The sequence below is a fragment of the Kitasatospora sp. NE20-6 genome, from assembly GCF_045862635.1.
On the sequence record NZ_BPRL01000055.1, the window covers coordinates 57,940 to 74,802 of the forward strand.

The window sequence follows — 16,863 nt, forward strand, 5'->3', positions numbered from 1 at the left end:
GCCTCGTGCCCGGTCGGCGCTCGGTCGGCGCCGGCCGCCCCGGACGCGGTGGATGCGTCCGGGGCGGCCGGGTCGGCCGGGTCGTACCCGGCGGTGCGGGCGTGCGCAGTGCTGCGGTGCACAGTGGCGCGGGCGTACGCAGTGCTGCGGCGCGGTGTGCTGCGGTCGGACGGCGGACGGTCTCAGGAGGCGGTGCAGGTGAGCACGGGTGCCGGGTTGCTGCTGCCCCTGCTGCCCTGGAAGCCGAAGGAGGTGCCGGCGCCGGGGGCCAGGGTGCCGTTGTAGCTCATGGCCGCGGCCGTGACGGAGGCCCCGTTCTGGGCCGCGGTGGCGTTCCAGGCGTTGACCACCTTCTGGTCGCCGCCCCAGGTCCAGGTGACCTGCCAGGACGTGGTGGCGGTGGTGCCGGTGCCGACGACCGAGACCGTGGCGACGAACCCGCTCCCCCAGTCGCTGTCCACCCGGTAGGTCGCGGTGCAGCCGCCTCCGGTGGGCGCGGCGGCGGTGGTGGCCGTGACGGCGGCGGAGTCCGCGGAGACGTTGCCCGCCGCGTCCCGGGCTCGGACGGTGTAGCGGTAGGCGGTGGAGGCCGTCAGCCCGCTGTCGGTGTGGGAGGTGGCGGTGGCGGTGGCGACCCTGGTGCCGTCGCGGTAGACGTCGTACCCGGTGACCCCGGTGTCGTCGGTGGACGCCGTCCAGGTGAGGGTGGCGCCGGAGGCGGTGGTCGCCCGGACGGTCAGCCCGGAGGGCACCGACGGGGCCTGGACGTCACCGGGCGGCGGGGTCGTCGGGGTGCCGTCACCCACCACCGCCCAGTAGGCCGCCTTGGCCTGGAGCTGCCGGTCGAAGAGGAGCGGCGCGTCCAGCCGGTTGACGGGGAAGGAGTTCAGCCAGGTGTTGTCGTCGGCGAGCCCCCACAGCGTCACCGAGCTGATGGCGTCCCGGTGGCTGCGGTACACCGCGAAGAGGGCCTTGTACTCGGCGGCCTGCTTGGTCAGCGCACTGTCGGGGATGGTGGTGTAGGACGAGGTGCTGTCGGTGTAGACGCTGACGTCCATCTCGGTGACCTGCTGGTCGACGCCGAGCGCGGCGAACTGCTCGATGGTCGCGGTGGTGTCCGAGGCGGAGGGCCAGTCGATGTTGCCGTGCATCTGGTGGCCGACGCAGTCCACCGGCACGCCCTGCGCCCGGAGACTGCTCACCAGGCTGTACAGCGCCTGCCGCTTGGCGGGCACGGTGGTGTTGTAGTCGTTGATGCACAGCTCGGCCCCGGGGTCGGCCTGGCGCGCGGCACGGAAGGCGTCGGCGATGTAGTCGGGGCCGGCGATCTGGTACCACGGGCTGCGCCGCAGGCCGTCGGACTGGGTCTCGTCGATGACCTCGTTGACGACGTCCCAGGCGGAGAGCTTGCCCTTGTAGTGGCCTGCCACCGCCTTGATGTGCTGCTCCAGGCGGGAGAGCAGCAGCGCCTTGTTCTCCGGGGTGGCGGTCATGGCGTTGCCCGCGGCGTCCTGGAAGACCCAGGCCGGGGTCTGCTGGTGCCACACCAGGGTGTGGCCCCGGACCTGGATCCCGGCGGCGGCGGCGAAGTCCACGACGGCGTCGGCGTCCGTGTAGCGGAAGGCGCCCTCGGTGGGCTCGGTCGCGTCCCACTTCATGGAGTTGCCGGGGGTCACGGAGCCGAAGTGCTTCGTCAGCAGCGCGGCGTGGTCGCCGGTGATCTCCGCGGGGGTCACCGCGGCACCGACGGTGAAGTCCGCCGCCAGCACGTCCTTCAGCGACGCGATGTCCTGCTGCACGGGTACGGACGGCAGATGGGTCAGGGTGAAGTCGTCGATGTGGAAGGACGGGGTGCCGCTCGCCGTCTCCACGTACGCCTTCAGGACGGTCGGGGAACCGGCCAGGGTGTAGGTGCCGCTGAGCTTCACCCAGCCGTCGGCGGTGGCGGTGACACCGGAGGCCACCGTCTCGTAGCTGGTGGTGCCGCCGGACTGGCGCTCCATCGACAGCCGCGCCGGGGTCGCGGACTCGCCCGCCGCGAGGCGCACCCACACCGTGAGGGTGTACGCCGTGCCGGGCTGCAGGGTTCCCAGGAGGTTCAGCGAGGCGCCCTGCCAGCTGGCGGTGCGGCCGGTCACCGCGAGGCTGCCGGTGCCCTGGTGGGCCGCGGCGGTGGAGACCGCGACGGTCTCCGAGGCGCGGGCGGTCCAGCCCTGGGCCGTGCCGGTCTCGAAGTCGCTGCCGAGGTCGGTGACCGGGACGGAGTCGGCGCGGGCGGGCGCGGCACCCGCCGAGAGGGCCAGGCAGAGCACTGCGGCCAGGACCGCGCACAGGCCCGGCAGCAGCGCGACCGCGCGGGGGCGGGATGAGGAAGGGGGCATGCGGTCGGATCCTTGTCTGTGGACGCACGTGGGCCACCGGCGAAGAGCACGGGGCTGCCTGGACCGCGCCGGCACGAGCCCGGCGCGTGGGAGCGGCGATGCGCCGCAGTACCTCCCGCACTTCCCGCGCCGGACACCAGCGTGGTTGGCAGAGGCATGACCGCCCAGATCCTAGGAGCAACGCGTCCCACCGGCAATGCGTCGGGCCACAGGGCCGCAGAGCCACAGGGCCGGCGGCCGATCCGGCCGGCCTTGGACGCCGGTGAGGATCCGTCACCCTGCACGCTCCACAGCCCCTTGGAACGCGGGGAACACCTCCGGCCCCTGCGCGGGCGACCGGGCGGCCGGGCGGCCGGGCGGCCGGGCGAGATCATCGCGCCGGGCAGTCGGCCGACGGACCGGCCCTCATCGACGACGGGCCGTCAGACCCTCACCTGCCGCCGTGCGCACGCGCCCGCGGGCTGCGGCGGGGGCCTGTCGACGCGCCGGAGCCGCACGACGGCCGAGGCCTGCACCGTACGCACATGCCTCGTCTCCGCGGTCGGGATGATGTGAGGTCGGCCGAGCAGGTCCAACCGTCGCCCGCGGCACGTGCAGCCGTCAAGACTTTGAGTCAGGAAACCTTGCCCGCGGGGTGGTTCGACACTTCCGTCACCTTCTGTCGCGCATCCGGCAGCGGGCCCGCCAGCGCTCCTTCATCAAGTGAACACGGAACCCCGGACGAAACGCCCGGCGTCTGCACCCTATTGACGCCGCATGGCCCCGGTGTTTCACTTCCTCCCGCGAGAGAGCGCTCTCAGCCCATCGAGGACCTGCCCGGCCCCCTCCCCATCCACCACGTCAGGGAGAGTCATGTCTGTCACCCCGAACCGCCGGACCGTACTCCGCGGTGCCGCGGTCGCCGCCGCACTGCCCGTGGTCGGCACCCTTGCGACCGGTCCGGCCTCCGCCGCGCCGGGCCACCACGGGACCACCGACCTGGGCGCCAACGTCCTGGTCTTCGATCCCTCCATGGGCGACGCGGCCATCCAGGCCCAGGTCGACGCCGTGTTCAGGATCCAGGAGTCCAACCAGTTCGGCTCCGAGCGGTACGCCCTGGCGTTCAAGCCGGGCACCTACAACGTCGACATCAACGTCGGCTTCTACACGCACGTGCTCGGCCTGGGCGACAGCCCCGACGACGTGGTGATCAACGGCCACGTCACGTCCGACGCGCAGTGGTTCGAGGGCAACGGCACCCAGAACTTCTGGCGGGCCGCCGAGAACCTCTGCATCGTCCCGCCGGACGGCCTGGAGCGCTGGGCGGTCTCCCAGGCGGCCCCGATGCGCCGCACCCACGTCAAGGGCAACATGACCCTGTGGCCCAGCCCGCCCGGCAACCGCTGGTCCAGCGGCGGATTCCTCGCCGACAGCCGGGTGGACGGCCAGGTCGAGTCGGGTTCGCAGCAGCAGTGGCTCTCCCGCAACGACACCTTCGGCAGCTGGACGGGCTCCAACTGGAACATGGTCTTCGTCGGCACCCAGGGCGCCCCCGCCCAGAGCTTCCCCGCCCCTCCGATGACCACGGTCGACCGCACCCCCGTCGTCCGGGAGAAGCCGTACCTCACCGTGGACGCCCACGGCGCCTACCACGTCTTCGTCCCGGCCCTGCGCCGCAACTCCACCGGCACCACCTGGGCCTCCGGCAGGACCGCCGGGCACAGCATCCCGCTGTCCCGCTTCCACGTGGCCCGGCCCGGCGACTCCGCCAGAACCCTCAACCACGCCCTCTCCCGGGGCGAGCACCTGCTGTTCACCCCGGGCGTCTACCGGCTCTCCGCCCCGCTGGAGGTGAACCGGCCCGGCACCGTCGTCCTCGGCCTGGGCCTGGCCACCCTCCAGGCCGTCAACGGCAACTCGCTCGTCGAGGTGGCCGACGTCGACGACGTCTCCATCGCCGGCGTGCTCCTCGAAACCGCCTCCGTCGGGTCCTCCGTCCTGCTCAGCGTCGGGGACGGCCGCAGCCGGAAGAAGCACTCCGACCGTCCCACCGTGCTGTTCGACGTCTTCGTCCGCGTCGGCGGCTTCGTGCCCGGCGGCACCGAGGTGGGCATCCGGATCGACAGCAACGACGTGATCGTCGACCACGTCTGGATCTGGCGCGCCGACCACGGCCTCGACGGCAGCGTCGGCTGGTCGGTCAACCCCGCCGGTACCGGCTTCCTCGTCAACGGCGACCGGGTCACCGTCTACGGCCTGTTCGTCGAGCACTTCCAGAAGCACGAGGTGCTCTGGAAGGGCAACCACGGCCGCACCTACTTCTTCCAGAACGAGCACCCCTACGACGTCCCCACCCAGTCCGCCTGGGTCCGCGGCAGCACCCGCGGCTACGCGGCGTACAAGGTCGCCGACTCCGTCACCGACCACCACGCGTGGGGCCTGGGCAGCTACTGCTTCTTCAACCTGCAGGCCGACATCTACACCGACCGGGCCTACGAGGTGCCCGACACCCCCGGTGTCGTCCTCACCGACCTGATGACCGTCTGCCTCAACGGCCCCGGCGGCGGAGGCATCCTGCACTGCGCCAACAACAGCGGCGACCCGGTGCAGAACGGTTTCGCCACCTACTTCATGAAGAGCTACTCGAACGGTGTCGCCACCGTCTGACGCACCACCGGGGCGGTGCCGGGTCTCCCGGCACCGCCCCGCACGCGCGAGCACCAGCCGCGGAAGACCCGGGGCGGGTGCTCGCGCGTGCGGGCGCCCCTCCTCCAGGCGCCGAAGGACGGCGGCCGTCACGGCGGGGTGAGCCGGGTACGGCGGTCACCACGCTGCGGGCCCGAGCGGACGACGGGCGCCCCAGGCCAGTTATTGGCTGGCTCCGTCCAGCCGCCGCGTGCGAGCGGATTCGGGGTCAGGGCAGGGTGAGGATGCGGGGGCCGTCCTCGGTGATGGCGATGGTGTGTTCGATGTGGGCGGCTCGGCTGCCGTCGATCGTGCGCAGGGTCCATCCGTCGGGGTCGGTGCAGTAGTCGTTGCGGCCTCCGGCCATGAGCATGGGTTCGAGGGCGAGGGTGAGGCCGTGGCGCAGGGGGTAGCCGCGGCCGGGTCGTCCGTGGTTGGGGACGTGGGGGTCTTCGTGCATCTGACGGCCGATGCCGTGGCCGCCGAAGTCGGCCGGCATGCCGCAGTCGGCCGTACGGGCGACCGTGCTGATCGCGTGGGAGATGTCGCCGATGCGACGGCCGGTGGTGGCGGCGGCGATGCCGGCGTCCAGGGCCTGCTGGGTGGCGGCGATGAGTGCGAGGTCGGCGGGGCGGGGGGTGCCGACGGTGAAGCTGATCGCGGCGTCGCCGGTCCAGCCGTCGAGTTCGGCTCCGCAGTCGATGCTGACCAGGTCGCCGTCGCGCAGGCGGTAGTCGTCGGGGATGCCGTGCGCGACGGCGTCGTTGACGGAGGCGCAGATCACGGCGGGGAAGGGGACGGGGGCGAAGGAGGGCTGGTAGCCCAGGAACGGAGAGCGCGCCCCGGCCTTGGCGAGAACGCTGCGGGCGGCTTCGTCGAGCTCGCGCAGGCGGACTCCCACGGCTGCCGCCGCGCGGGCGGCTGCGAGTGCGTGGGCCACGACGCGTCCGGCTTCTCGCATCGTCTCCAGTGCCGTGTCGGTCTTGATCTCCACCATGTGTCGTGACTCCCCGCGAGGCGCTGCTGCCCAATACTTATACCGGTATTAGTATCACGGGCATGGTGAGAGTTCCCTTGAGTCCGCAGGAGCGGCAACGCGGAGAGCGTTTCGGTGCCCTGCTCCGCCAGGCCCGCGGTGACCGCAGCATGGTGGACGTGGCAGCGGCGGCCGGGGTGTCGGCGGAAACACTCCGCAAGATCGAGACCGGCCGGGCCCCGACCCCGGCCTTCTTCACCGTGGCGGCCCTGGCCCACGCGCTGGGCCTGTCGCTGGACGACCTGGCCGCCGCCTGCGCGGAGGACGCCGGCCACGACGGGCGGGCCATGTCGGCGTGAACGTCGGACCCGCGCTGTCCGGGCGAGGAAGCCGATGCTCCTGACGTGGCACGGCGACACCGGCCTTCGCCGCACGGCACCAGATCGCCGATCACTTCTCGGCACGGCTCGGACTCTCACGTCGGCTCTCGAAGGACTTCGAGAGCCGACCGCTTAGGGTGGCCACCATGGCAGACGTCCCGTCAGCAGCAGCTCCCTCGGTCGAGGAGCTGAACGCCGTGGTCGAGCGCGCCTGCGAACCGCCCACGGGCAAGTCCCGGGCGAAGCAGCTGCGATGGGTCGCCGGCGAGCTCCGCACCGCCCTGGAGCGGGGCGAGATCCCGTCGACGGCCGCCGGATCCCTCACCGGGCTGCTCGCGCCGGACACCCTCGCCGCCTACCTGAGGGCGGCCGGGCTGGGCCTCCTCCGGCGGAAGCCCGCCGCACGGCCGGACCAGGCCTCGCCCGCGTCCATGAACGTCCGGGCGGACTGCCTGCAGATCCTCGGCGCCCGGGCCGGGATCACCGTCGTGCTCCCGGACCGCGCCGCGCAGGTCGCCCTCCGCCCGGTGGTCGGCGCCCGCCCGCGCAGCATCCTCCTCGGCCACCTGGAACGCGCGGCCCGGCCGGGCCGGTCCGAGGCCAGGAGCCGGATCCTCGCGATCATCGGCACGGTGATGGACACCGGCTGCCGCGCCGGCGAACTCTGCACCATGCGCGTGGACGACGTCGAACTCCGCCGGGGCAGGATCCGGGTCACCCGGCTTCCCCAGCACCGGGATCCACGGGCCGAACCGGCCATCGAGACGGTCGCGCTGTCGGGTCCGACCCGGGCCGCGATGAGCCACTGGCTGGCGGTCCGCAGCCGCCTGGTCGTGCGTGACACCGCGAAGCCCGACGGCCCGGGGAACGAGACCACCCCCGCCCTGTGGGTGAGCGTCTCCCCCAGCGGCCGCAGCCGGCCCGGCATGCCGCTGCACTTCCGGGGCCTGGCCCGGGCCTACGTCCGCGAGATCCGAAGCCTCAACGCCGACATGGCCGGGGAGCCCGGCTGGGAACCGATGCCGGAGCGCATGGAGCAGCTTCGCCGCGCGATCGAACTCGAACCGGCCGGTTTCCCCGGCGTGGCCGTCCTGCGCCGTGCCACCGCACCGGCTTCCGGTCCCGACCCGGTGTAGCAGGCCCTTCCCACCCTGCCCCACTCGGCTGTCCTCTCCTCCCCCGCAGCGGAGTCGGGCGCCCGGACCGGCGGCAGTCGTGGTGCGGCAGCACGCGGAGGGGCTGCCGCACCGGTCCGGTGCGGCAGCCCCTCCCCACGGTTCGGGGTCAGTTGCGCCAGGTGTCGCTCAGCGTGATCTGGCCGGAGGCCGGGATGGTGGCGGTGCGGTTGGAGCCGGACTCCCAGGTGGTGTTGCCCGCGGCGTCCTTGCGGATGTACTTGTACTCGAAGGAGGTGCCGGCGGCGAGCGGCACGTTCAGCTTCCAGACCGGGTACGCGGCGGAGGAGAGCAGCAGCGCGCTGCTCGGGCTCCAGTTGCCGAGCGTGTCGTTGTTGCCGACGACGTAGATGTTCTGGCCGACGACGGTGGTGGCGTTGACGGCGAAGTTGGCGGCCGACGCGGCGGTCGCGGTCGGGCTGGGGGTGGAGCCGGTGCACGGGTCGCCGCTGCCGACGACGCCGCCCTTGACGGTGATGTTGCCGGTGCCCAGGGCGTAGTTGGCGCTGTTGTTGTTGTCCCAGGTGCCGGAGCCGTTGTTGAAGGTCGCGGCCAGGCCGGTGGCGGTGCCCAGGTCGACGGTCTTCTTGACCCAGCCGGTGCAGGCGGCGGTCATCGCGACGCCGGGCACGGTGGTCCAGGTGCCGCCGGTGGGGGCGTAGTGGAGGTTGTAGGCGGCCCAGTTCTTGTCGGTGCTGTAGAACACGCTCGCGCTGTTGGTGCCGCCGGTCGGCGAGGCGGTCGGCGAGGCGGTCGGGCTGGCGGTCGGGGTGGCGGTCGGGGTGGCGGTCGGGTCGCCGCTCGGGCTGGGCGTCACGCCGCCGACGCCGGTGCGCAGGGCGACGGAGTCACCGGCGTTGACGGTGGTGGTGGCGTTGCCGGAGGCGTCGACGGTCACGGTCGCGCCGGTGCAGGAGCCACTGGCGGTGAGGTCGCCGTGGATGACGTCGCAGTAGGTGCCGGCGGCGAGGCCGGTGGCGAAGGTCCGGGTGACGGCGGAGGTGCCGTTGTTGATCGCGACCCAGGCGGCGCTGCCGCGGCTGAAGGCGATGGCGTTGCTGCCGTTGTCCCACCAGTTGGCGACGGCCTGGCCCTTGGCGGCGTTGTGCCAGCCGACCATGTTGGCGATGCCCTGGTTGCGGTCGGTGCAGGTCCAGGTGTTGTTCGAGCAGTTGACGTCGGTGACGAAGCCGTTGGCGTCGGCCGGCGGGGAGTCGTCCTTGTTGGTGAAGCGGAAGCCGGAGTAGACCTGGGGCGTGCCGTAGTTCCAGGCGAGCTGGAAGATGTGGGCCAGGGTGTACTTCGAGCCGCTGTTGTAGGTGAGCGTGGTCTGGTCGCGCTCCAGGTCGTGGTTGGTGACCATGACGGCGGACTTGTCGCTCGGCTCGAAGCCCCAGCTCTGCCCGAAGGTCTTCAGGTTGGCGATGTTGCCGTTGAACTGCTGGGTGAGCTTGGAGGCGTAGGTGAACTCCAGGACGCTGCCGTTGCCCTCGAAGGCGGCCGGGGCGAGCTGGCCGCTGCTGCCGGGGAAGATCTCCTGGTAGACGTACGGCCGGCCGCCCCAGACGGTGTCGTGCACGCGCGACAGGATGTTGGTCATGTCGGCCTGGGCGATGTGCTTGGCGGCGTCGACGCGGAAGCCGTCGACGCCGGCGTCGACCAGGGTGTTCAGGTAGCCGGAGATCTTGCCGCGGACGCCGTCCGACTCGGTGTTCAGGTCGGACAGCGAGACCAGCTGGCACTCCTGGACCTGGGTGACGCTGTTCCAGTCGTTGATGGCCAGGTTGGAGTTGGGGCACGGCGGGGAGCCGTGGAAGTCCGCGCTGTTGTAGGGGATGTTGTTGTAGGTGTAGGTGGTCGGGCTGAAGCTCGCGCCGCCGTAGGAGCTGGTGCTGCTCTGGTTGACGCCGGCGGTGTGGTTGATGACGGCGTCTGCGTAGACCTTCACGCCCGCGTTGTGACAGGCCGTCACCATGGCCCTGAACTGCGCATCCGTACCCATCCGGCTGTTCAGCCCGTAGGAGACCGGCTGGTAGACCTCCCACCAGGGGTGAGCGCCGCTCAGCTTGATCGAGTCGGCGGGCGGGGCGACCTGGACGGCTCCGTAGCCCTTGGGGCCGAGCACGGTGGTGCATTCGCTCGCCACCGAGTTCCAGTTCCACTCGAAGAGGTTCGCGATCACGTCGCCGCCGTTGGGGGCGGAGGCGGCCTGGGCACTGGCCTGGAAGGCGACCGGCAGGACGGCGCCGGCGAGCAGCGCGCCGGCGGCGAGCAGGCCGACGGGGCCGCGCCTGGGCCGGCTGCGTTCCGTGCGGGGTGCACCGCTCGCGAGGTGACGGGATCTTTCGGGCATGGACGACTCCCTGGGTGGGGTGTGGGCGTCAGGACGTGCAGGCCGGCCGCGGGGCGCACGTGCTGTGCGCGGCGGCATGCCGAAGCCCGTCGGCGGTCCGCTGCGTCATGATCGAGCAGCGGGCCGGGCGTTGACGGGGGTGAGCCGCCGACGACTTTCTCGTCACCGGCCCGGCCCGTCAAGAGTTTTGACGCAAGTTTGCGCAAGAGCTTCCAGGCGGAATCCCGCGTTCCGCACCGGAAAATTAGCGCATTTGGGCACTTCCATCGCCGGGACCAGCCGCGGAAGCCCCTCGGAGGGCCCGCTTCGACACTTCGTTCTGCAAGTTCTTTCAGATAGTTTCCGTCGGCCGTGCGGCCACGCCCCCCGGCCGTCCACGTCTGCCCGTCCGCCCCCGAACGGGTCCCGACGCGCGTGAAGCCCCGCGCCGTTCGGCGGGGGGCTCCAGCGGTCGGGTGCGGTCAGCCGGCGAGGGCCGCGTTCAGCCAGTCCCGGTAGTGGGTGGGTGCCAGGCGGGCACCGGGCCCGGGGGTGAGGACGTCGCCGCGGACGGCGGCGAACAGGCCGGCCCGGTCGTCGGTGACGACCGGCCGCCCGTCGCCCCGGGCCGCCAGGGTGAGGCGCCCGAGCTCGTCCAGGGTGAACCGGTCGGGGCCCGCGACGTCGAGGATGCCACCGAGGGGGGCGGCGGTGGCCACGTCCGCGAGGGCGGCGACCACGTCGGCGCTGGCGACGGGCTGGATGGGGGTGGCCGGCAGGCGGACGGCGCTGTCGTCCGAGGTCCAGCCCATCGTGGGCTCCATGAACTCGAAGAACTGCGTGGCGCGGACGATCGAGTACGGGGTGGGGCCGCCGCGCAGCAGTTCCTCCTGCAGCACCTTGGCGCGGTAGTAGTCCAGCTCGGGGACCTGGTCCACGCCGACGATCGACAGGACGACCTGGTGCTGCACGCCGGCCCGCACACCCGCGTCGAGCAGGTTGCCGACGGTGGTGCGGAAGAAGGCGACGGACTGCTCGTCGAAGGTCGGGCTGTTGGTCACGTTGACGACGGTGTGCGCGCCGGCGAGGGCTGCGTCGAGGCCGGCACCGGTGAGCAGGTCGACGCCGGACGACAGCGACGCGGTGGTCACGTCGTGGCCCAGGCCCTCCAGCCGGGTGGCGAGCTGGGAGCCGATGAGGCCGGTGCCGATGACGGTGATCTTCATGGTGCGCCTTCCTTCGTGGGTCGGCGCTCCCCCTGGCACGCAAACCCGGATATCTAATGTCCGAGATAGTACTCGGATAGTCTATGTCCGGGTCAACCGGGAGGCGACATGAAACTGTCCGGCGGTGTCGAGTGGGCACTGCACTGCTGCGTGGTGCTGACGGCCGCCCGCGAGCCGGTACCGGCCGCCCGGCTTGCCGCGCTGCACGACGTGTCGCCCAGCTACATGGCCAAGCAGCTGCAAGCGCTCTCCCGGGCGGGCCTGGTGCGCTCGGTCCAGGGCAAGACCGGCGGTTACGCGATCACCAGGGAGGCCCACGACATCACCCTCCTGGACGTGGTGCAGGCCGTCGACGGGGCGACCCCGGCGTTCGTGTGCACCGAGATACGCCAACGCGGCCCGTTCGCGACACCACCGGAGCAGTGCACGAAGCCGTGCCCCATCGCCCGGGCGATGGGGGCCGCCGACGCCGCCTGGCGGGCCTCGCTCGCCGGGGTCACGATCGCCGACCTCGCCGCCTCGGTGGAGAACGACAGCGGACCGGACGCGCTTCCGGGGATCGGCGTCTGGCTGACCGCGGGCACCGGCCCGCACCGGCCGGCCGAAGGGCCGGACGACGGGCCGCCCGGCCGCACCGGGTGACCCGGCGCGGCCCTGCCGCCCGCGACCGTGACCACGACCGCGACGCACCCGGCGTACCGGGTGCGTCGCGGTGCGTCGCGGTGCTCGAAGGGCGGCTGCCGCAGGGTCAGTCGCCCTGTACCGGCTGCCAGTTGTAGAGCCCGGGGTTGTATCCGCCCTCCTGCATGCGGACGCTCTCGACCTTCTTCGGGTTGTAGAGCCACGTCACCGCGCTGGTGCCGATGCCGACGTACCACGCCTGGTCGATCAGCCGGCTGTTCATGGTGTGCAGCCCGTCCACCGCCGCGGAGCTGGTGGCGTCCTGGGCCTGCAGGCGCGCCTCGGCGAAGACGGCGTCGGTGCTGCGGTAGGGGTTGCGCTTGCTGCGTTCGGCGAAGTTGTTGACGAGCGCGGTGTACGGCGGGGTGCCCTGGACGGGCACGATCACCGCGGGATAGATCTGGCTGGCCAGGCTCTGCAGGTACTCGTCGTACGGCTTGACGACGTTCTCGACCTTGACGCCGATCGCGGCCCACTGTGCGGCGACCGACTGCAGGACGGCGTCGCACTTGAAGCTCTGGGTGGACAGCACCGTCAGGGTGAAGCCGTTCGGGTGTCCGGCCTGCGTGAGGAGCTGCTTCGCCTTCACGACGTCGTGGGGGTAGGTGCCGTCGAGGGCCGCGTCGTAGCCGGCTGCGCCCGGCGGGACGATCTGGACGGTGGGGCGTCCGGCACCGGCGAAGAACCGGGTGTTGACGGCTCCGCGGTCGACCGCGAGGTTGAGGGCGCGCCTGACCCGCACGTCCCGGAGGGCGGGCACCCGGGATCCCCCGCGGTCGAGCAGGTTGACCAGGTACTGCACGTCCTGGCCCCGGACGGAGGCCGGCACGATCTGCCCGGCGCGCTGGAGGGCCGAGGAGGCGCCGGCGGCGACGTCGACCCGGCCGGCGGCGAGGGCCTCGTACCCGGCGTCGATGTCGGGGATGACCTCGAAGACGGCGGTGTCGAAGGGGTAGGAGCCCTCGTCCCAGTAGCCCGCCCTGCGGTGGAAGACGTACCGGGTGCCGGGCTCGCTGCGGGCGGCGTCGTAGGTGTACGGGCCGGAGCCGTCCATGGTGGAGGCCAGCGTCTCGGGGGTGACCAGGCGCTCGGGGTTGACGATCATGCCGGTGCAGCCCGCGAGCACGGCCGGCAGGTCCGGGTACGGCTGGTGCAGGGTGACGGCGATGCGGGCCGGGCCCTCGGTCGCGACGGAGCGGACCGCTGCGGCGAAGTTCGCGGTGGCGGTGCCGGTCGAGGCGGCGGCCCGGTCGAGGTTCCGCTTGACCGCCTCGGCGTCCAGCGGTGTCCCGTCGGCGAACGTGGCGCCGGTACGCAGCTGGAGGGTGAACCGGACGGGGCTCTCGTAGCGCCAGGAGACGGCGAGGGCGGGCTGGAAGCCGCCGTCGGGCGCCTGCCGCAGCAGGGTGTCGTAGACGGCACCCAGGACGGTCTGGTCCTGGCCGCCGGTGCAGGAGTAGGGGTCGAGGTCGGACAGCGCGCTCGGCGAGGCGAGGGTGATCGTCCGGCCGTCCGATCCGGAGGTGGCGGCGTCGGGGCCGCTGCAGGCACTGGAGGCCAGCGCCGTCGCGAGGCAGAACGCAGCCAGGAGTCTTCGGAACGCGGGCAGCATTGTTTCCTTTTTCCGAGCAGGTGGCGGGACCGCACCGGCGGCAGCGGGTGGCGCCGGGCACGGCACGGCCCATCGGGTGCCGGCGCTCCGGCCGGCCGGGGCCCGCGGTCCTTCCGGCTCCGCCCGGAGCCCCGGGCGGGCGGGCGGTGCGGACGGGCGGACGGTGCGGGCGGGCGGGCGGTGCGGGCGGGCGGACGGTGCGAGCGGGACGGCCCCTGCCGCCATGGGTGGGCGCGGCCGCCCTGGGGTGGGCGCGGCCGCGGACGAGGCCGTCGCCGGTGTCCCGGGCGGCGGAGGGTCCGGATCCGGCCGTGCGGAGCGCCGACGGGAGGGTGGGGGTGAGGAGGACGGCGGGGCGGCCGCGTTCGCGGGCGCCGGTGGGGGGTCCTCGGCGGGGCGGTGGCCTGCCCGCTTCCGGGGCCTCGCGGTCACCTGCGAGGAGGAGCGTGCCGCCGTCCCCCCGGACACGGACCGCCGGACGTCCTGCGGCGCCGGCCCGGGGGCGCGGCCTCCGTACCTACTTCGCCGAGATCGCGTTCAGGTAGGCGACCTTCCCCGCCTCGCTGTGCTCACGCAGCACGTTCGTCTTCATGTCGGGGTTGTGCTCGGCGTTCGGCTCGGGGACCAGGGGGTTGCCGCTCCAGGCCATCAGCCGGCAGACCCGTCGCCGGATGCGCCACCCGCCGTCGGTCCGGACGAGTTCGTCGTCGTACCAGCCCGTCCCCGACCAGCTCGGGCCGCCTTCGGCCGCCTCGCGCACCAGCAGCCAGTTTCCGTAGCTGAAGGCGTAGGCCGTGTCGCCGTCGATGTGCACCAGGTGGCCCATCATCGTGTGCTGGTGGCTGTCCAGCTGGAGGTGGAACTCGGCGAAGGAGCGCTTGAATTCGGCGAGGCCCGTCCATGCGGCACCGGCCGGACCGAACTCCGCCGTCACGTCCTCCGTGAACACCCGGTCGAACAGGTCCCAGCGGTGGGCGTCGAGTGCGAGACCGTAGAGGTTCAGAACCTCGATGACGGCGGCCTTGTCCTGGTCAGCCATGATTGCGCTCCTCTTCTGAGAACTCGCCAGTGGGTCGGGCCCCCGCTCGCAGCGGAGGCGTTCGTTCGTCGCGTGACGTTCGTCGCGTCACGTTCGTCGCGTCACGGTCGCACCGTCGACGCGCCCCCGACGGCGGCGACACGGGGCCGGGGCGGGAAGCGCGCCCGCGGAGGAGTACCGCTTCCCGTGCCGGTCGGGCAGGCCGTGCGGCTCCGCGCCACGGGGTCGCAGCGGCACGTGTCGGCGTGCGTGCGGCATCCGTCGGGAGTCGGTCCGCGGGTGACGGCGTCGACAGTCCGTCCACCTCGACCGTCGGGCATCCGGTTCGTCTCCCGTCGCGCCGCCGACGGTACGGGGCCGGCGGACGAGGTGGACGGACTTGGGCATCATCATCAGGAGTCACGGAAAGAATGTCAACACTTTGCGCCGAGCCGGACGGCCGAACCCCGGCCGGGGCGAGGCCATCGGAGCAGGTCGACAGCCCCCCCGCGAGCCCGATCCCGGCGCCCCCTCCCGCTTCACTCGCAGATCCACCTGGAAGAACGCAGCCACCCGAGGCGTGCGCCCGAGCAGACCGGCGCCGGGCCTTTCCGGTGCCCGGCAGGCCGGCCGTGGCGCGCCGGGTTAAAATGTTGACAGTTTGTGGCGACTCCTCCTACGGTGCCTGCAGGGCCGCCGCCGTCCCGTGACAGCCCGGCGGCGGCCCTGCACAGGCCGCGGCGTCCGGCCCCGCCCTAGCCCCCGGGCTGCTCCCGCGGGCCGCCGCCGTCCGCCGCGGGCAGGGCGACGGCCCGGAGGAAGGCGTGCGTGAACGTCTCGACCGCGTCCTCCTTCGCCGGCATGTCGGCCGCGGCGAACCGGCTCGTGACGGGACGCAGCAGGAAGTGCAGGAAGACCGGGCCGGTCATCTGCTGGATGAGCAGCATCGGGGGCAGATCCCGGATGCGGCCGGCGGCGGCCTCCCCGGCGAGCCACTGCCCGAGGCCGGCCAGCAGCCGGGGCGTGAGGCTTTGGAAGGCGAGCTGGACGTTCCCGTCGCCGGGGCGGGCGAAGACCTCGGCCAGGAGGGCCGGCAGGACGCGCGGCTCGCGCTCCAGGGCGTCGGCCAGGAGCCGGTAGAGGCGGCGGACGGTGTCCTCCAGGTCGCCGTGCGGCGCGGCCAGGAACGTCTCGACGTCGACGATGGGGCTGTAGCGGTCGAACACCGCCCGGAGGAGCTCGTCACGCCCCCCGAAGGTGACGTAGAGGCTGGGCACGGAGCACTCCGCCGCGGCCGCCACGCGCTCGAACGTGACCGTTCCCAGCCCGTGCTCGCTGATCAGGGTGCCCGTGGCCTCGATCGCGCGCTCCCGGACCGGCTTGCGTCCTCCCGGTTCGACACCGGCGGCGCGCAGTGCCTCGTCCAGGGCGTGCCGGGTGCCGCCCAGCCGGCGGAGCAGGGTGCTGCGGGAGATCCCGGCCTCGTGGGCGATGTCACGCAACGTCACGTCGGCCACGGGCACCTCGCGTGCGCGTGCGGCCCGCAGGGTCGCGTCGATGATCGCCTGGGGAACGTGACCGCCCGACGGCTCCGTGACACTTGACATGATCGTCAATTTACTCCGTACGCAGGTTCCGGTCCACCAGGGCGCGCATCGCCGGGGCGGACCCGCAGGTCACGGACGTCCGGCTCCTGCCGCGGCCCTGCCGTCGACGTCCGCCGCCGCCCGTCGGTGCATCGTGCACGACAACGCACGACAGCGCACGACGCGCACCGTGCGCTGTCGTGCCGTGCGACGCGTGTCGTGCGACACGGATCCGCCGGGGCCGGGCGTTCCGTCCCCCGGCGGCTGCCTCCGGAGGTCCCCGACGTCTGGACTGGAACTCGATTACAAAGTAAATTAACCAACATGTCACGCATCAGAGATGGCAGGAGGCCATGTCCCCTGCACGAACGCGGGGAGATGGCCTCGCCGTCCGCGGGCGCGCACGGGATTCCCGTGGCCACGCGGCTCTGCGTGGCGTCCACCGACGAGGCCGGGATCTCCCGCAGCGCCCTGCAGCGCCGTCCGGGCGGCGCCCCGTGCGCCCCGGACGACGCACTGCGCGCCGCCGCGGGGCCGGGCACACCGCGGTCCCTGCATCGCGCAGGAACACCCGGGCAGGGACCTGAGGGAAGAAGAGGGTAGACATGTCTGCATCACGGGACGGCGGAACGGCCGGTGTCGGCGCCTCGATCGCCGGTGACGAGAAGACGGGGCCGCGGTTCGCTCCCCCGGCCGGCCTGGCGGCGGCGGCCAACGTGACCGCGGACGCCTACGGGCGGGCGTCGGAGGACCGGCTGGCCTTCTGGGCGGAGCAGGCACGCCGCCTCAGCTGGGCCACCGAGCCGACCGAGACCCTGGACTGGTCGAACCC

Annotated in this window: 12 protein-coding genes; 5 read left to right on the top strand and 7 right to left on the bottom strand. The window is 72.7% G+C overall.

Going from position 1 to position 16,863, the window contains the following annotated elements; translation table 11 throughout:
* Nucleotides 1-182 precede the first annotated feature (182 nt).
* Nucleotides 183-2,381, bottom strand: coding sequence for an endo-1,4-beta-xylanase (locus SNE206_RS30330; protein ID WP_407916726.1), 2,199 nt, complete (start codon nt 2,379-2,381; stop codon nt 183-185).
* A gap of 852 nt (nt 2,382-3,233) precedes the next feature.
* Here SNE206_RS30330 and SNE206_RS30335 point away from each other — a divergent pair.
* Nucleotides 3,234-5,027, top strand: a complete 1,794-nt coding sequence (locus SNE206_RS30335; protein WP_407916727.1) for an adenylyl cyclase — start codon at nt 3,234-3,236, stop codon at nt 5,025-5,027.
* 247 nt (nt 5,028-5,274) lie between these two features.
* Here SNE206_RS30335 and map read toward each other — a convergent pair whose 3' ends face one another.
* Complete coding sequence (map, locus tag SNE206_RS30340; RefSeq protein WP_407916728.1) at nt 5,275-6,042, bottom strand: type I methionyl aminopeptidase; 768 nt, start codon at nt 6,040-6,042, stop codon at nt 5,275-5,277.
* 62 nt (nt 6,043-6,104) lie between these two features.
* Between map and SNE206_RS30345 the strand changes: the two genes are divergently transcribed.
* On the top strand, nt 6,105-6,380 hold the full coding sequence (locus tag SNE206_RS30345) for a helix-turn-helix domain-containing protein (RefSeq protein ID WP_407916738.1): 276 nt from the start codon (nt 6,105-6,107) through the stop codon (nt 6,378-6,380).
* A gap of 167 nt (nt 6,381-6,547) precedes the next feature.
* Entirely contained in the window at nt 6,548-7,537 is a 990-nt protein-coding gene (locus SNE206_RS30350) for a site-specific integrase (protein WP_407916729.1), read from the top strand.
* Between the two features lie 148 nt (nt 7,538-7,685).
* On the opposite strand, the gene SNE206_RS30355 is transcribed toward SNE206_RS30350, so the two are convergent.
* The gene (locus SNE206_RS30355; RefSeq protein WP_407916730.1) at nt 7,686-9,929 is read right to left on the bottom strand and encodes a carbohydrate binding domain-containing protein; all 2,244 of its coding nucleotides are present in this window, start codon (nt 9,927-9,929) and stop codon (nt 7,686-7,688) included.
* Nucleotides 9,930-10,390: 461 nt separating this feature from the next.
* Complete coding sequence (locus SNE206_RS30360; RefSeq protein ID WP_407916731.1) at nt 10,391-11,134, bottom strand: SDR family oxidoreductase; 744 nt, start codon at nt 11,132-11,134, stop codon at nt 10,391-10,393.
* Nucleotides 11,135-11,242: 108 nt separating this feature from the next.
* Here SNE206_RS30360 and SNE206_RS30365 point away from each other — a divergent pair, with 108 nt between their 5' ends.
* Complete coding sequence (locus tag SNE206_RS30365; protein WP_407916732.1) at nt 11,243-11,776, top strand: RrF2 family transcriptional regulator; 534 nt, start codon at nt 11,243-11,245, stop codon at nt 11,774-11,776.
* 106 nt (nt 11,777-11,882) lie between these two features.
* Here the strand turns inward: SNE206_RS30365 and SNE206_RS30370 are convergent, their stop codons facing one another.
* From SNE206_RS30370 to SNE206_RS30380, 3 genes are all read right to left on the bottom strand, one after another.
* Nucleotides 11,883-13,427: an ABC transporter substrate-binding protein gene (locus SNE206_RS30370; protein ID WP_407916733.1), complete on the bottom strand. Its 1,545-nt coding sequence runs from the start codon at nt 13,425-13,427 to the stop codon at nt 11,883-11,885.
* Nucleotides 13,428-13,944: 517 nt separating this feature from the next.
* Nucleotides 13,945-14,466 (bottom strand): nuclear transport factor 2 family protein, encoded by a 522-nt coding sequence (locus SNE206_RS30375; RefSeq protein WP_407916734.1) that lies wholly within the window; start codon nt 14,464-14,466, stop codon nt 13,945-13,947.
* Between the two features lie 734 nt (nt 14,467-15,200).
* Complete coding sequence (locus SNE206_RS30380) at nt 15,201-16,052, bottom strand: TetR family transcriptional regulator (protein ID WP_407916735.1); 852 nt, start codon at nt 16,050-16,052, stop codon at nt 15,201-15,203.
* 584 nt (nt 16,053-16,636) lie between these two features.
* Here SNE206_RS30380 and SNE206_RS30385 point away from each other — a divergent pair.
* On the top strand, nt 16,637-16,863 hold a 227-nt coding region (locus SNE206_RS30385), incomplete at its 3' end, for an acetyl-coenzyme A synthetase N-terminal domain-containing protein (protein WP_407916736.1).

Excerpts from the sequence above, each read along its gene's own strand:
- SNE206_RS30350 (WP_407916729.1), top strand. The coding sequence starts at position 6,548 with ATGGCAGACGTCCCGTCAGCAGCAGCTCCCTCGGTCGAGGAGCTGAAC.
- SNE206_RS30335 (WP_407916727.1), top strand. The coding sequence starts at position 3,234 with ATGTCTGTCACCCCGAACCGCCGGACCGTACTCCGCGGTGCCGCGGTC.
- SNE206_RS30345 (WP_407916738.1), top strand. The coding sequence starts at position 6,105 with ATGGTGAGAGTTCCCTTGAGTCCGCAGGAGCGGCAACGCGGAGAGCGT.
- map (WP_407916728.1), bottom strand. The coding sequence starts at position 6,042 with ATGGTGGAGATCAAGACCGACACGGCACTGGAGACGATGCGAGAAGCC.
- SNE206_RS30380 (WP_407916735.1), bottom strand. The coding sequence starts at position 16,052 with ATGTCAAGTGTCACGGAGCCGTCGGGCGGTCACGTTCCCCAGGCGATC.
- SNE206_RS30365 (WP_407916732.1), top strand. The coding sequence starts at position 11,243 with ATGAAACTGTCCGGCGGTGTCGAGTGGGCACTGCACTGCTGCGTGGTG.
- SNE206_RS30360 (WP_407916731.1), bottom strand. The coding sequence starts at position 11,134 with ATGAAGATCACCGTCATCGGCACCGGCCTCATCGGCTCCCAGCTCGCC.
- SNE206_RS30355 (WP_407916730.1), bottom strand. The coding sequence starts at position 9,929 with ATGCCCGAAAGATCCCGTCACCTCGCGAGCGGTGCACCCCGCACGGAA.
- SNE206_RS30370 (WP_407916733.1), bottom strand. The coding sequence starts at position 13,427 with ATGCTGCCCGCGTTCCGAAGACTCCTGGCTGCGTTCTGCCTCGCGACG.
- SNE206_RS30375 (WP_407916734.1), bottom strand. The coding sequence starts at position 14,466 with ATGGCTGACCAGGACAAGGCCGCCGTCATCGAGGTTCTGAACCTCTAC.
- SNE206_RS30330 (WP_407916726.1), bottom strand. The coding sequence starts at position 2,381 with ATGCCCCCTTCCTCATCCCGCCCCCGCGCGGTCGCGCTGCTGCCGGGC.